The 13,296-nt window shown below is 69.8% G+C and carries 10 protein-coding genes; 6 read left to right on the top strand and 4 right to left on the bottom strand.

Annotated elements, in window-relative coordinates:
- Positions 1-8: 8 nt before the first annotated feature.
- Complete coding sequence (locus tag ACQP2P_RS45855; protein WP_433611968.1) at positions 9-611, bottom strand: PadR family transcriptional regulator; 603 nt, start codon at positions 609-611, stop codon at positions 9-11.
- Positions 612-795: 184 nt separating this feature from the next.
- Here ACQP2P_RS45855 and ACQP2P_RS45850 point away from each other — a divergent pair, with 184 nt between their 5' ends.
- The 4 genes from ACQP2P_RS45850 (at position 796) to ACQP2P_RS45835 (ending at position 7,073) form a co-directional block, all read left to right on the top strand.
- Complete coding sequence (locus ACQP2P_RS45850; protein ID WP_433611966.1) at positions 796-1,215, top strand: DUF5318 domain-containing protein; 420 nt, start codon at positions 796-798, stop codon at positions 1,213-1,215.
- 181 nt (positions 1,216-1,396) lie between these two features.
- Complete coding sequence (locus tag ACQP2P_RS45845) at positions 1,397-4,288, top strand: transglycosylase domain-containing protein (RefSeq protein ID WP_433611964.1); 2,892 nt, start codon at positions 1,397-1,399, stop codon at positions 4,286-4,288.
- A gap of 116 nt (positions 4,289-4,404) precedes the next feature.
- The gene (locus tag ACQP2P_RS45840) at positions 4,405-5,577 is read left to right on the top strand and encodes a glycosyltransferase 87 family protein (protein ID WP_433611962.1); all 1,173 of its coding nucleotides are present in this window, start codon (positions 4,405-4,407) and stop codon (positions 5,575-5,577) included.
- A gap of 5 nt (positions 5,578-5,582) precedes the next feature.
- Positions 5,583-7,073, top strand: a complete 1,491-nt coding sequence (locus ACQP2P_RS45835) for a glycosyltransferase family 87 protein (RefSeq protein WP_433611960.1) — start codon at positions 5,583-5,585, stop codon at positions 7,071-7,073.
- Between the two features lie 160 nt (positions 7,074-7,233).
- Here the strand turns inward: ACQP2P_RS45835 and ACQP2P_RS45830 are convergent, their stop codons facing one another.
- The gene (locus tag ACQP2P_RS45830) at positions 7,234-8,703 is read right to left on the bottom strand and encodes an MFS transporter (protein WP_433611958.1); all 1,470 of its coding nucleotides are present in this window, start codon (positions 8,701-8,703) and stop codon (positions 7,234-7,236) included.
- 62 nt (positions 8,704-8,765) lie between these two features.
- On the opposite strand from ACQP2P_RS45830, the gene ACQP2P_RS45825 reads away from it, so the two are divergent.
- Positions 8,766-9,461, top strand: a complete 696-nt coding sequence (locus ACQP2P_RS45825; RefSeq protein ID WP_433611956.1) for a TetR family transcriptional regulator — start codon at positions 8,766-8,768, stop codon at positions 9,459-9,461.
- A 46-nt stretch (positions 9,462-9,507) separates the two neighbouring features.
- Here ACQP2P_RS45825 and ACQP2P_RS45820 read toward each other — a convergent pair whose 3' ends face one another.
- Entirely contained in the window at positions 9,508-11,742 is a 2,235-nt protein-coding gene (locus tag ACQP2P_RS45820; RefSeq protein ID WP_433611954.1) for a hypothetical protein, read from the bottom strand.
- Positions 11,743-11,755: 13 nt separating this feature from the next.
- Here ACQP2P_RS45820 and ACQP2P_RS45815 point away from each other — a divergent pair, with 13 nt between their 5' ends.
- On the top strand, positions 11,756-12,343 hold the full coding sequence (locus ACQP2P_RS45815) for a hypothetical protein (protein WP_433611952.1): 588 nt from the start codon (positions 11,756-11,758) through the stop codon (positions 12,341-12,343).
- Here the strand turns inward: ACQP2P_RS45815 and ACQP2P_RS45810 are convergent.
- A complete protein-coding gene (locus ACQP2P_RS45810) occupies positions 12,315-13,088 on the bottom strand; it encodes a deoxyribonuclease IV (protein ID WP_433619561.1) in 774 nt (257 codons plus the stop codon). The two genes, ACQP2P_RS45815 and ACQP2P_RS45810, sit on opposite strands and share 29 nt — an antisense overlap.
- Between the last annotated feature and the right edge of the window lie 208 nt (positions 13,089-13,296).

Below are 13,296 nucleotides of genomic sequence, written 5' to 3'. Positions count from 1 at the left end.
CTTGTTGTTCACGATGACCGCTCCGGATCTTGGGCCGAAGGCGGCTGAGGGGTGGTGCCATTGCGTTCGTTCGCAATGAGCTCTTCGAGCCAGCGGACCTCGCGCTCACACGCGTCCAGGCCGTGCCGCTGCAGCTCGAGCGTGTAGGCGTCGAGCCGCTCGGCGGCCCGGCTGAGCACGTCGCGCATGCCCTCGCGGCGCTCTTCCACGCGCCGGCGGCGGCCCTCGAGGATCCGCAGCCGGGTGGCGGGGTCGGTGCGCGCGAAGAATGCGAAGTGCACCCCGAAACCGGCCTCGCTGTCGTAGGTCTCGGGTCCAGCGGCACCGAGCAGCTCCTGGAAGCGCTCCTTGCCCTCCGCGGTGATCGTGTAGACCACGCGGCCCCGCTTGCTGGTGAGCAGGGGTACGTCGTTGGCGCCGGCCGGGGCGTCGACGGCTGGAGCACCCTCGGTGATCCAGCCGTCCGCCTGCAGCCGGCGCAGGGTCGGATACAGCGAGCCGTAGCTGATCGCGAAGCGGAACGCCCCCAGCTTGGTCGTCAACTGCTTGCGCAGCTCGTACCCGTGCATCGGGGACTCGTGCAGAAGGCCCAGGATCGCCAACTCGAGCACTCCCGGCCTCCTTCCAGTAACCAGCCCGATGTATCGGACCGATACATCGAACGTTAGGTCGGGATCCCGCGCGATGCAACAAAAGCGACCAAGTGCGCTGGAGCACACCGCAGGTCGTCTATCGGACGGTCACCGATCGTGACGGGAGTCGCCGTGCGGCGCGCGACCGCGTACCCTCGGCCCCATGCGTACCCAGCGTCAGGTTGTCGACTTCTCCCTGAGAAGACGCGCCCTGCTGCGTGAGGTGCAATCCGGACGCGTCGGCACGTATGAGGTGTGCGACGCGTCGCCATACCTGAAGAGCGCTGCGAAATTCCACGGCGAGCCGACGGAGGAGCTTTGCCCCGTCTGCCGCCGCGAGAACCTCACCCTGGTGCACTACATCTACGGGGATGAGTTGCGGCAGTCCTCTGGGCAGGCGCGCCGGCTCGCCGAGTTGCCGATCCTCGCGATGACGCTGAGTGAGTTTCATGTCTACGTCGTGGAGGTCTGCCGCGCCTGCGGCTGGAACCACCTCGTCGAGCAGTACCTGCTGGGCCGTGATGGACTCGCGACCGAGGGTGATGAGCCATCCTCGCGGATACGAGGAGGCGCGGCGGAGTGAACCTGTTGCGCGTGACAAAGCGTTGTCACGAGGACGGGCCGATGCTCGCTGACTTTCCTGGTGTGACCCCCGAAGTGCGGCAACGGGGCAGTGCCGCGACGGCCGCGCCCGCAGTGGCGCAGCTCACAGACACGACGGCGACGCATCACGCGCCGACGAGGCAACCGGCAAGGTGGGACGAATGAACTACGGTGACCCGAGCAACCCCCAATCGGGCCGCGCGCAGGTTCCCGGGATCCAGCCGGAACCCCCCTCTCCCAACCCCTCCGCTCCGCCGCCCGGCCGGGCGCAGGTCGGGCGCGCGAGCGTCGGCGGTGGCGGTGCCACCGGATCGGCGAGCGTCGGCTCGGCCCGTGTCGGCGGTTCGGCGAGCGTGGGCTCGGCGCGGGTCTCGCCGCCCGAGGGGCCGACGGGCCGCGCATCCGTGACGGGCTCGGCGAGCGTCGGCTCCGCGCGGGTCGGCGGTTCGGCGAGCGTCGGGTCGGCGCGGGTCTCGCCGCCCGAGGGGCCGACCGGCCGGGCCTCTGTGGGCTCGGCGTCGGTGCCGGGCGCCGCGGGCCGCGCGAGCGTGGGCCGCGCCGTCGTCGGCTCCGCCGCGGTCGGCGCACCGTTCGGCGACGTCATGGAGGGCCCTGGAGGCCCCGGGGGGCCCGGCGGTCCGGGTGACGTTCCCCCGGGCTCGGGTGGCAGCGGCGGCAAGGACGGCCGCAGCGTCACCGCCAAGGCCAAGAAGCGCCGCCGGCGCAACATCCTCATCGCCTCGATCGCCGCGTTCATCATGATCGCCGGCATCGGCATCGTCGCCGGGACGTACTACTTCGACAAGGTCGCGCTGCCGGACGACATCTCGCTGGACCAGTCGACGACGATCTACTACTCCGACGGCCAGACCCAGATGGCTCGCATCGGTGAGAACCGCACGGTCCTGGCGTTCAAGGACATCCCGACCGACATGCAGCACGCGGTCGTGGCGGCCGAGGACAACAGCTTCTACACGAACGACGGCGTCGACTACAAGGGCGTCGTCCGGGCGGCCTGGAACAACATCTCCGGCGGTGACCGGCAGGGCGCCTCGACGATCAGCCAGCAGTACGCCCGCCGCTGGGCCGAACTCGAGGGCGTCACCTACGCGCGAAAGCTCCGCGAGGCGGTCATCGCGCTGAAGCTCAACCAGCAGTACAGCAAAGACGAGATCATGACGATGTACCTCAACGTCGTCTACTTCGGCCGCGGCGCCTACGGCGTCGAGGCCGCCGCCCAGGCCTACTTCGGCAAGCCCGCGAAGGACCTGAAGACGAACGAGGCCATGCTCCTGGCCGGGCTGATCAAGAACCCGGAGGGCAACAGCGGCAAGGGCTCGCCGTTCGACCCCAACATCGACAAGACGCAGGCCCAGGAGCGGTTCGGCTACATCAAGGGCCAGATGATCAAGTTGAACTTCGTCCCGCAGGCCGAGGCCGACACGCGGATGAAGTTCCCGGACAACGTCATCACCCCGGCCGACGCCCGGAAGCGCTCGGTGGCCGCGCAGAACCTCGACAAGCCCGAGGGCCTGATCGTCCACCACGTGCTCGGCGAGGTCGCGGCGCTGACCGACCCGCGCACCGGCCAGCTGCTCTACGAGGACACCGACGCCGAAGGCAAGAAGAACTTCGACCGGATCCGCAACGGCGGCCTGAAGATCGTGACCACGATCGACAAGGACATCCAGCCGATCGCGGTGCGCGAGGCCAGCCGCAACAAAGACTCGAACATGAACAAGCAGCCCGACAACCTCCAGGCCGCGCTCGTCGCGGTCGAGCCGGGGACCGGGGCGGTGAAGGGCTACTACGGCGGCGACAGCGGCAACGGGGGCGACTTCGCCGGCTACTACAACGACCCGGTGCTCGGCAACGGCGAGGACAGCTGCTGCGGCGGCCACCCGCCGGGCTCGACGTTCAAGGTCTACACGCTGGCGACGGGCCTGATGGCCGGCTACCGCATCGACTCGATGTGGGACGGCAACTCCCCCGGTGACTTCCCGGCGTCCGGCCGGTCGATCAAGGGCGGCAACCCGGTCAAGAACGCCGGCGAGAACCCGGTCTCCCATCCGAAGTGCGAGTCGGGCTCGAGCAGCTGGTGCACCCTCGAAGAGGTCACCGTGATGTCGCTCAACGTGCCCTTCTTCGCGCTCGCCGAGAAGGTCGGCGCGGACAAGGTCATCGACACCGCCCGCGCGGCCGGCATCACCGACATGTGGGCCACCGTCAACGGCAAGTCGACGAAGATCGACATGACCACCAAGACCGGCAAGGAACTGGTCCCGGGCACCTTCAACACCGAGGTCGCGTTCGGGCAGTACCCGGTCACGGTCCTCGAGCACGCCGGCGGCATCGCGACCATCGCGGCCCGCGGCTACGCGGCCAAGACGCACTTCCTCAAGGAGGTGTGGACCGACGGGAAGAAGACCTACAGCGAGGTCATCAACCCCAAGCGGATCCCGGGCTTCACCGACGGCATGTCCGACGACATCAACACGGTGCTGCAGGGCGTGCCGGAGCACTACAAACTCAAGATGAAGGACGGGCGCCAGATCGCCGGCAAGACGGGCACCTGGCAGTACGGCCAGAACCAGAGCGGCAACGCGCACGCCTGGATGGTCGGTTACGCCGCCTACGACCCGGTGAAGAAGAACCCCGATCTCGCGGTCGCGGTCTGGGTCGGCAACAAGAAGGACGAGCAGCCGATCAAGGACTCGAAGGGCACGTCGATCATCGGTGGTTCGCTGCCGGGTCCGATCTGGCGCGACTTCCTCAACGACGCGCTGACCGCGATCAAGGCACCCAAGGTCAACTTCCGGCCGCCGGCCAACACCGGCCGCCTCGACGTCGGCACGGGCATCTCGCCGCAGCCGAGCGCGCCGGTGGTCGACCCGAACAACCCGGGCGGCGGCAACCCTGGCCAGGGCAACACCGATAACCCGGGCGGCGGCGGCCCCGGCCAGGGCAACAGCCAGGGCCCGGGCGGCGGCAACGGCGGCGGTGGCAACGGCGGCGGCACGGTGCCGACCACCACGGCCACCCGAAGACGCTGACATCAGCAGGGTCTGATGTGTGCGGCCACGGCCACGGCGGTATGTTCGCCGAGACCGTGGCCGCATTCTGTTGGGGGTTGGCGTTGGACTCGGGCAGGCGCAGGGTCGTCCGATGGGTGCTGCTCGGGCTCTTCGTGGCGCTGGTCGTCTACGGGCACATCTGGTACCGCAACCGCCACGACTGGTTCGACCTCGGCATCTACCGCCAGGCCGTGAACTGGTGGCTCGACGGTCACAACCTCTACGACTACGTCAAGCCCGACGACACCCAGGGCCAGCTCGGCTTCACCTATCCGCCGTTCGGCGCGCTCGTCCTGGTGCCGTTCGCGGTGCTGCCGTGGACCGGGGCCGTGATCCTCTACAGCGTCATCACGGTCGCGGCGACCCTCGTGACGACCTGGTGGCTGCTGACCCCCGAGGCCCGGCGCAAGGGCTGGGAGCTGCCGTTCGCGCTCGTCCTCGCGCTCGCCGTGATCAGCGCGCTCGAGCCGATCCGTGAGAATTACACGTTCGGCCAGATCAACATGGTGCTCGTGCTGCTGGTCCTGGCCGACCTGCTCGTGCTGCTGCCGCGCGGGAGCCGGTGGGCGGGCGTGCTCATCGGCCTGGCCGCCGCGATCAAGCTGACCCCCGCCATCTTCATCGTGTACCTGCTGCTCAGCCGGCGATACCGGGCCGCGATCACGGCGGCCGTGAGCGCCGCGGCCGCGAGCCTGCTGGCGTTCGCCGTCATGCCCCGGGGCTCGATCGACTTCTGGACGGACGCGTTGTGGAAGGGCGAGGGGCTCGGCAACGCGGCGTACACCTTCAACCAGTCCTTCTTCGGCATGCTCGCCCGGCTCTACGCCCCCGGGGACCCGAACCGCCTGGTCTGGGCGGTCCTCGTGCTGGCGGCGCTCGGGTTCGGGCTGTGGCGGGCGCGCCGGGCCGCGCTGGCCGGTGACGAGGTGGTCGGCCTGACCCTCACCGGGATCGTGGGCTGCCTGGTCAGCCCGATCACCTGGGTGCACCACATCTACTGGTTCGTCCCGGCGCTGATCGTGCTCGCCGCGACCCGCCGGCGCGCCTGGTTCGCCGTGGTCATCGCGCTGACCGTCGGGCTCGGCCTGGTCTCCTGGTTCGAGCAGGGGCTGCCGGTGGACCCCTGGAGCCACGGTGTTCAGGGATTCATCATCAAGAATTGGTACCTGCTGCTGATGGTCGCGTTGCTCTTCGCTCTGCCGATCCGGAGGGATTCCCGCGTCGAGCCGGGGCTTGCATCGACTTCCGAGCCCGCGACGGTACGGTGACAAACATGCCGATGAGTACGGGTCAGCCAAACGTGCGCCCCGAACGTCTAGTCGACGAGCCCGCCAGCTCCGACCGCTTCGTCGGTGGCCTTTCCGAGGCGATCGGCGGCCCGATGGGCAACCACGCCGTGCGGACCTGGAACCGGCTGTCCGCCGGCGGCCGCTTCTGGACCCCCGCCCGCGTGGTCCTGCTGCTCATCTGCGCCATGCTGAGCTTCCACTGGATGCAGAAGTCCCCGTGCCGCGACGCGGCGTGGACGGACATGAAGCAGTACAAGTACTTCTGCTACACCGACGTCCTCGCGCTCTACTACGCCGAGGGCCTCAACGAGGGGCAGGTCCCCTACGCCGACCACCAGGTCGAGTACCCGGTGCTGACCGGCGCCTTCATGGGCGTCCTCGGCCTGCCGGTGCACGACCTGCACGAGCGCGGCATCGTGCAGAACGACGGCCAGACGTTCTACGACGTCAACGCGGTCGTGCTCGGCGCCTTCGGGATCGCGGCGGTCGCGGCCACCCTGGCCGTGCGGCGCCGCCGGCCGTGGGACGCGGCGCTGCTGGCCGCGGCACCCGCGATGTTCGTGTCCGCGACCGTCAACTGGGACCTGTTCACCGTCGGGCTCACCGCCATAGCCCTCGCCTACTGGGCCAAACGAAAACCGGTCCTCGCCGGCGTGTTCCTCGGCCTGGCGACCGCGGCGAAGCTCTATCCCGTCCTCATCCTCGGCGCGCTGCTGGTGCTGAGCATACGAACGGGCAAGTGGAAGGGCTTCTTCATAGCCGTCGGCTCGGGCGTGGTCACCTGGCTCGTGGTGAACCTGCCGGTGGCGATCTTCTTCTACGACGCCTGGGCCAAGTTCTGGCAGTTCAACCAGTTGCGCGGGATCGACTGGGGCACGCTGTGGTACATCGGCGCGCACTTCCCGCGGGGTAACGGGCAGTACGGATTCCCGTTCTTCCAGAACCTCGACCTGGACCCCGAGCACGCGACGCTCAACATCCTGTACCTCGGCCTGTTCCTGATCGCCTGCGCCGGCATCCTCATCCTCGGGCTCACGTCGGCGAAGGAGCCCCGCCTGGCCCAGCTCGCGTTCCTGATCGTGGCCGCGTTCCTGATCACGGGGAAGGTCTGGTCGCAGCAGTACGTCCTGTGGCTGATCCCGCTCGCCGTGCTCGCCCGGCCTCGGTGGGGAGCGTTCCTCGCCTGGCAGGTGGCGGAGGTGCTCTACTTCGTCTCCTTCTACGGGGAGCTCATGGGGGCCTCGGGGCGCCAGGTGTTCCCGGAGGGCGTGTTCGTGCTCGCCTCGATCCTGCGGCTGGTGACGCTCGCGATCGTGTGCGGTTACGTCATCCGCGACATCCGCAAGCCGGAGGAGGACGTGGTTCGCCAGACGTACGAGGGCCAGGACCCCGACGGCGGCACCTACAACGAGGACCCGCTGGACGAGGAGCTGCCGCGGGCGTCGGGCGGGCCGGCGCTCGTGACGTCCGGGTAGCCCTGGTTCCGACCTGGTTTCCGTTTCACGTGAATCCATGATCGGCCCGGCTCGATGCCTAACCGGCGTCGAGCCGGGCCGATCTCGTGTTTCGGCCGGACTTGCGTGCGAGTGCTTGGTCGATAAGTCGGGCGCTTCGCGCCGCGACTTATCGGACATTTCATGATATTGCGGGGTTGGGCGCTGATTCTGGTTCGGGGGCCAGGTGCTCGAGCGGGTGCAGGCGCGCGGCCACGAGCAGGGCGACCACGACGATCGCGCCGGCGACGGTGAACACCACCTCGATGCCGGTCACGAAGCCGCCGAGGGCGGCCGGCTGGTGCGTGATGGCGGTTGTGGACATGCGGGTGCCGGTCTGGCTCTCGTACACCCGGCTGAGTACGGAACCGAGCGCCGCCGCGCCGACCGCGGTGCCCAGCGACTGGAAGAACCGGATGCCCGTCGTGGCCACGCCGAGCTGGTGCGCGGGTGCGGCATCCTGCACGACCGTGATCAGGCGCCCGATGAGCTGGCCGAAGCCGACGCCGAGCAGCACCAGCGCGCCGCGGATCGCCCACAGGGACGCGTTTTCGTGGACGCACAGCAGGATCGCGCCCAAGGCCGCGGCCGCGGCGCTCGTGCCCACGAGCATCGAGGCGCGGGTGGTGAGTCGCAGCCGCGCGCTCGCCATGCCCGAGGCGGTCAGGCCCACGGCCATGAACGCGAGGTACAGGCCGGACTCGGAGGCGCTGACGCCGCGGGCCACTTGGAGGTACAGCATCAGGTGGATCATCGCCCCGATCATCGCGGCACCGATCAGCAGCTGGATCGCGTAGCTGCCGCGGACAGTGCGGTCGCGCAGCAGGGAGAGCGGGAGCACGGGGTGGGCCGCGACCGACTCGCGCCAGACGAAGAGCACCAGGCTCACGACCCCGGCCGCGATGAGCGCGAGGATTGTCGGGGACGTCCACCGGTACTGCTGACCGCCCCACTCGCAGACCAGCAGCAGGGCGGCCGCGAACGCCCCCGCCAGCGCGGCGCCGGGCAGGTCGAGGTCAGTGTGGCGGGTCCGGGTCTCGCGGGGGATGCGGATCGCGAACAGTCCGCCGGCGATCACGATCAGGCCGAGCGGGACGTTGACGTAGAAGATCCCGCGCCAGTTGCCGTGGTCGGCGAAGAGGCCGCCGATGAACGGGCCGATCGCCATGCCCACCCCGGCGAACAGGCCGCCCATGCCGCCGCCCTTGCCGCGGTCGGTGCCGGGCTCGTCCGCGAGGTTGGCCAGCACGACCATGGTGACGCTCATCAGGCCGCCGGCGCCGATGCCCTGGACCGCCCGGAACGCGATGAGCTGGGTCATGTCCTGGGCCGCGCCGCACAGGACCGAGCCGAGCAGGAAGACGGCGACGGCCGAGAGCCACACGGGCTTGGCGCCGAAGGCGTCGGTGAGGCGGCCGTACAGGGGCGGGACGACGGTCGAGGCCAGCGCGAAAGCCGCGACCAGCCAGGCGACGTGCTCGACGCCGTGCGCCGGGTCGAGGTCGCGCACGATCGGCACGACGGCCGCGGAAACGATGTTCTGGTCGAGCACGGCCAGCACGATCGTGAACATGCACAGCAGCGCCCCGACGAGCCGTTGGGTCTTCGTCATGCCTATTAGACTAAGCACACAATTAGACTCGGTACAAGTTTGATCCTGGTACAGTCGTGCCCATGGAGAATTCGCGGCTGCGGGATGCCGTGGCGCTTCGGGGCGCGCTCGGGCGCCCGGGCGCGCCGGATGCCTCGACGCTGCGCGAGAGAAAGCCGGATGCCTCGACGCTGCGTGAGCGGAAGAAGGCGCAGACGCGGTCGGCGCTGTGGAACGCGGCCATCGAGCTGTTCGTGGCGCACGGCTTCGACAACGTGTCGGTGGCCCAGATCGCGGCGGCGGCGGGGGTCTCGAAGATGACCTTCTTCAACTACTACCCGAGCAAGGAAGACCTGGTGGTGGGGCCGATGTCGGAGCACATCGACGAGCCGGCCCTCGTGGTGCGCGGCCGGGCCGACGGGGAGTCGGCGGTCGACGCGCTGCACCGGCACTTTCTCGAGGGGCTCGCCCGCCATGAACTGACCACGGGGCTGTGCGACAAGCCGAACGTCCTCGCGGTGCTGCGCCTGATCTTCACGACGCCGAGCCTCACGCAGCGCACCATGGCGATCCTGAGCGAGTCGTCGGACGTGCTGGCGCTCGAGCTGGGGCCGGACTTCTCCCACCGCGCGGCGGCGGCCATGATTACGGGCGTGCGCAACGCGCTGGTCATGGAGAACACGAATCGACTGCTGGCCGGGGAGAGCGCCGACACGGTGTACCCGTCCGCCGTCGCCAACGCGAACGAGGCCTTCACCCTGCTGCGCTCGGGTCTCTGAGTCCGGCCGGGCGCGGACGTCTGCCCGCGGCCCGCCGGCGCCGCGGCTATCCGTCGATCTTGTAGAGGATCACGTCGCCCTGTTCGGTGCGCGTGATGCCGAGCCCGTCGATGGGCGCGTCGATGGCCTTCGCGTATTCGGTGCCCTGGGCGCGGTCGCGCAGGACCACGACGGTGTGCACCTTGAGCTCGCGCAGCTGCGCGACCGTGGCCTCGTCCGGGAACTGCTGCATGTTGAGGCGCAGGATCTGCTGGTCGTCCGGCGTGAACCCGCTGCCGCCGTTGACCATCTTCGGCAGGCCGTCGGTGCTCCACAGCATGGTGTTCATGTCCTGCAGCTCACCCGTCGGCAAGACCATGAGCGGCGCCTCGAGCGTGCTCATGGCGACCGGGGCGGGCGGCACCTCCGGGTTGGGCTGCCACTTGTGGACGCCCTCGGCCAGGACGAGCACGAGCGGGATCAGCGTGATCAGGCGCCACATGCCCGCCCGGTTGCCGACGTCGGACTGGGTCTGGTCGGCGAAGAGCTCGACCGCGCGGTCCGCGAACGCGCTCACCGCCCCTGCGGCGAGCAGCGCCAGGAACAGCGTCACCCAGACCATCAGCCGGCCCGACGTGCGGATGCCCTCGAAACCGGGCAGCGCGTGGTAGAGCGCCATGTAGCCGAAGTCGCCGTGCCCCGGGCCGTTGCTGCCCATCGCCAGCATGGCCGTGAGCACCACGCCCACGCCGAGCAGGACGCGGTGCTGCAGCTTCCATACCGACACGAACAGCCCGGCGAACGCGAGCCCGTAGAGGAAGAAGCCCGGCAGCAGCGCCATCTCCGGCGCCCAGCCCAGCGTCGAGCGGGCGTTCGCGTAGGCGTCGCCCCACAGCGCCGACTCCGGCGGCGAGATGAAGAAGCCCTTCAGCGGCGGCGAGAACAGGCTGATGATCTCCGCGCTGCGCTTGGCCTCCTTGTGCTGCTTCAGCACCTGCAGATACGGGTACGCCATCATGGCGCTCACCCCGGCGAAGGCGAGCCCGCCGCCGAGGTTGGCCGCCAGCAGCTTCCACCCGAACGGCCGGCGCTCCTTCCAGCGGAACACCTGCCGGTAGCCCCACGTGATCGCGCTGGCCAGCACCGCGAACAGCAGCGCGTAGGCGAACGGGATGCCGATGCCGAAGCCGAGGCTGATCTGCCACGCGGCGACGAGCCAGCCGCCCACGACCCAGCCCCAGCGGCGCTTCTCCGGCTCGTACCCGTTCTTCAGCGAGAACCCGTGCCCGCGCGCCAGCATCGCCAGCGACAGCGCGATCCCGCCGATGGACAGCACGTGCAGGTGCCCGGCCTGCCCGAGGCGCCAAGGCGCGTAGGCGAACGCCGCACCCGCGACCGCGGCCCCCGTGCGCCCGGCCCCGAGCTGGCGGACCAGCGCATAGGCGCCGAAGAAGGCGAACGCGAAGATGAAGATGAAGACGAAGTTGTACCGTACGACAGCGGCCTCTGGCCCCGTCCCGATCATGCCCGCCGGGGCGTACCCGAGCAGGGTGTCGGAGAACGCGTAGCTGTACTGATCCGGGTAGAACGCGTTGGCGTGCCACAGCTGCAGCGGGTCGGTCGTGAGGATGTGCCCGGCCCACGCCATCTGCCAGGCCTGCAGCGTCGGGTCCCAGATGTCCTGCGGGATCGTCGTGGCCGGATGCTTGATCGCGGGCCAGGTCATGGCGATCGCCAGCATGATGGACCCGATCGCGGCGAGGGTCCACTCGTGCGCGAAGAACCGCGCGAGCGCCGACCCACCTCGGCGGCCGATCCGCCCTACGCGCCCGGGGACGAACTCGGGCTCCGGCGCGAACGCGCTGAACGGGTCCCCGTCGTCCTCGCCCTTCTCCCCGTCTTTCGCGCTCGCGCCGCCGTCCTTGCTCTTCGCGCCGCTTTTCGCGCTCGCGCCGCCGTCCTTGGCGTCCTCGACACTCTTGCCGTCGCCGGTGTTCGCGTCCTCGCCGTCGCCGGCGCCTGAGTCGCCGTCCGCGCCGCTCCCGCTTTCGCCGTCCGCGGTGCTCTTGCCATCCGCGGCGCTGGCGCTCTTGCTGTCGCTGGCGCTCTTGCTGTCCGCGGCGCCGGTGCTCTTGCCCTCCACGACGCTGATGCTCTTGGCGGCTGCGGTGTTCTTGCCGGTGGCGCCGTCCGTGTTGCTCTTGGCGTCGAGGGTCTTCTCGCCGGCGTCGGACGGCTTTCCAGCCTCGGCGTCGGTGGCCGCGGCGTCGGAGTCGTCGCCCGCGCCCGCCCAGGCGACCATGGCGTCGGCTTCGATGACCGAGGTGCGGGACTTCCTCGCCCTGCGGGCCTTGGACTTGGCCTTGGTCGCCCCATCGGATGAATCGGGTGCGTCCGTGGCCGTCTTCGCGGCCTCTGCCGCAGCGGTGCCCGCCGCGGCGGTCTTCTCGGCGGACGTCTCGGCGGAGGCGGTCTTCGCTGTGCCGGCTGCGGCGGTGCTCGCTGCCGTCAGCCCGGCGGAGGTCGTCTTCGCGGTGCCGGCTGCGGCCGTCGCGGCGGTGCTCGCTGCCCTCGGCTCGGCGGAGACCGTGCTCGCTCCTGCGGCCTCGGCGGAGGCGGTGCTCGCTCCTGCGGCCTTGGCGGAGCCGGCTGCGGCCGTCGCGGCGGTGCTCGCCGCCCTCGGCTCGGCGGAGGCGGTGTCCGAATCGGCGCTATCCGAAGCGGTCTCGGGCGCGCCCAGGGTGACCGAAACTTTCCCATCGGCGGGGGCCGGTGGGATGGACTCGGGCGATTCGGGAGGCACCGGCCCGGCCGAATCCGAGGAATCGTCCGCCGACGGCTCTTCAGACACCGTCGGCTCCGACGAAACGTTGCTCACGCCAGCCGCTCCCGCAGGTAGGTGATGTCGGCGCCCTGGCCCTCGGCGCCGCCCGGAGTCTCGACGAGAGCCGGGGCGCCGGCCGCGCGGATGACCGCGACGATCAGCTCCGGATCGATCTCGCCGGAGGTCATGTTGTCGTGCCTGTCTCGGCCCGAGTCGAAGCCGTCGCGCGAATTGTTCGCGTGGATCAGATCGATGCGTCCGGTGATGGCCTTCACCCGGTCGACGATGTCGAGCAGGTCCTCGCCACCGGCGTGGGCGTGGCAGGTGTCGAGGCAGAACCCGACCTCATAGTCGCCGATGGCGTCCCACAGCCGGGCCAGGTTGTCGAACCGGCGTGCGCAGGCGTTGTCGCCGCCGGCCGTGTTCTCGATCAGCACCGGGGTGGCGAAGCCGCCCTGCTCGGCGGCGTAGGCGAAGGTCTTGCGCCAGTTGTCGAACCCCGCGTCGAGCCCGTCGGCCTTTTCCACGTGACCGCCGTGGACGATGAGGCCCTTGGCACCGACCTTCGCCGCCCCGGCCGCATGGCTGAACAGCAGCTTGCGGCTCGGAATGCGGATGCGGTTGTTGGAGGAGGCCACATTGATCCGGTACGGCGCGTGGACATAGACGTCGATCTCCGAGGCGTTGATGGCCTCAGCATCCTCGCGGTCCTTGGGATCCGTCCAGGCCTGCGGGTCGGTCAGGAAGAACTGGATGAGGTCGGCGCCGCGGGCGGCGGCCTCAGCCAGCGGCTCAGCGGGGTCGACGTGAGCACCGATTCGCATGCCGCAGAGCCTACGACGTGGGTGTGACACTTCGCGCGACCCGCCTCTGCCCCGTCGGCCGAAGCGTCCGGAATGCCGGTCTTGCGTCACCGTCCCGCCGATCGCCTCGTTACGCACGTAGCCGCTCGTGATCGCGCCGGCGCTCGTATGGCTCGATGGAACGGCTCCCCCAATCGAATCCCCCAACCCTGGATGGCTACTGGATGGC

The organism is Dactylosporangium sp. CA-139114 (genome assembly GCF_050955725.1).
Lineage (GTDB): Bacteria > Actinomycetota > Actinomycetes > Mycobacteriales > Micromonosporaceae > Dactylosporangium.
Note: the sequence above shows the minus strand (reverse complement) of the source record. Positions and strands in the feature narration are given on the sequence as shown.

Excerpts from the sequence above, each read along its gene's own strand:
- ACQP2P_RS45850 (WP_433611966.1), top strand. The coding sequence starts at position 796 with ATGCGTACCCAGCGTCAGGTTGTCGACTTCTCCCTGAGAAGACGCGCC.
- ACQP2P_RS45815 (WP_433611952.1), top strand. The coding sequence starts at position 11,756 with ATGACCGAGGTGCGGGACTTCCTCGCCCTGCGGGCCTTGGACTTGGCC.
- ACQP2P_RS45845 (WP_433611964.1), top strand. The coding sequence starts at position 1,397 with ATGAACTACGGTGACCCGAGCAACCCCCAATCGGGCCGCGCGCAGGTT.
- ACQP2P_RS45825 (WP_433611956.1), top strand. The coding sequence starts at position 8,766 with ATGGAGAATTCGCGGCTGCGGGATGCCGTGGCGCTTCGGGGCGCGCTC.
- ACQP2P_RS45820 (WP_433611954.1), bottom strand. The coding sequence starts at position 11,742 with ATGGTCGCCTGGGCGGGCGCGGGCGACGACTCCGACGCCGCGGCCACC.
- ACQP2P_RS45830 (WP_433611958.1), bottom strand. The coding sequence starts at position 8,703 with ATGACGAAGACCCAACGGCTCGTCGGGGCGCTGCTGTGCATGTTCACG.
- ACQP2P_RS45810 (WP_433619561.1), bottom strand. The coding sequence starts at position 13,088 with ATGCGAATCGGTGCTCACGTCGACCCCGCTGAGCCGCTGGCTGAGGCC.
- ACQP2P_RS45835 (WP_433611960.1), top strand. The coding sequence starts at position 5,583 with ATGCCGATGAGTACGGGTCAGCCAAACGTGCGCCCCGAACGTCTAGTC.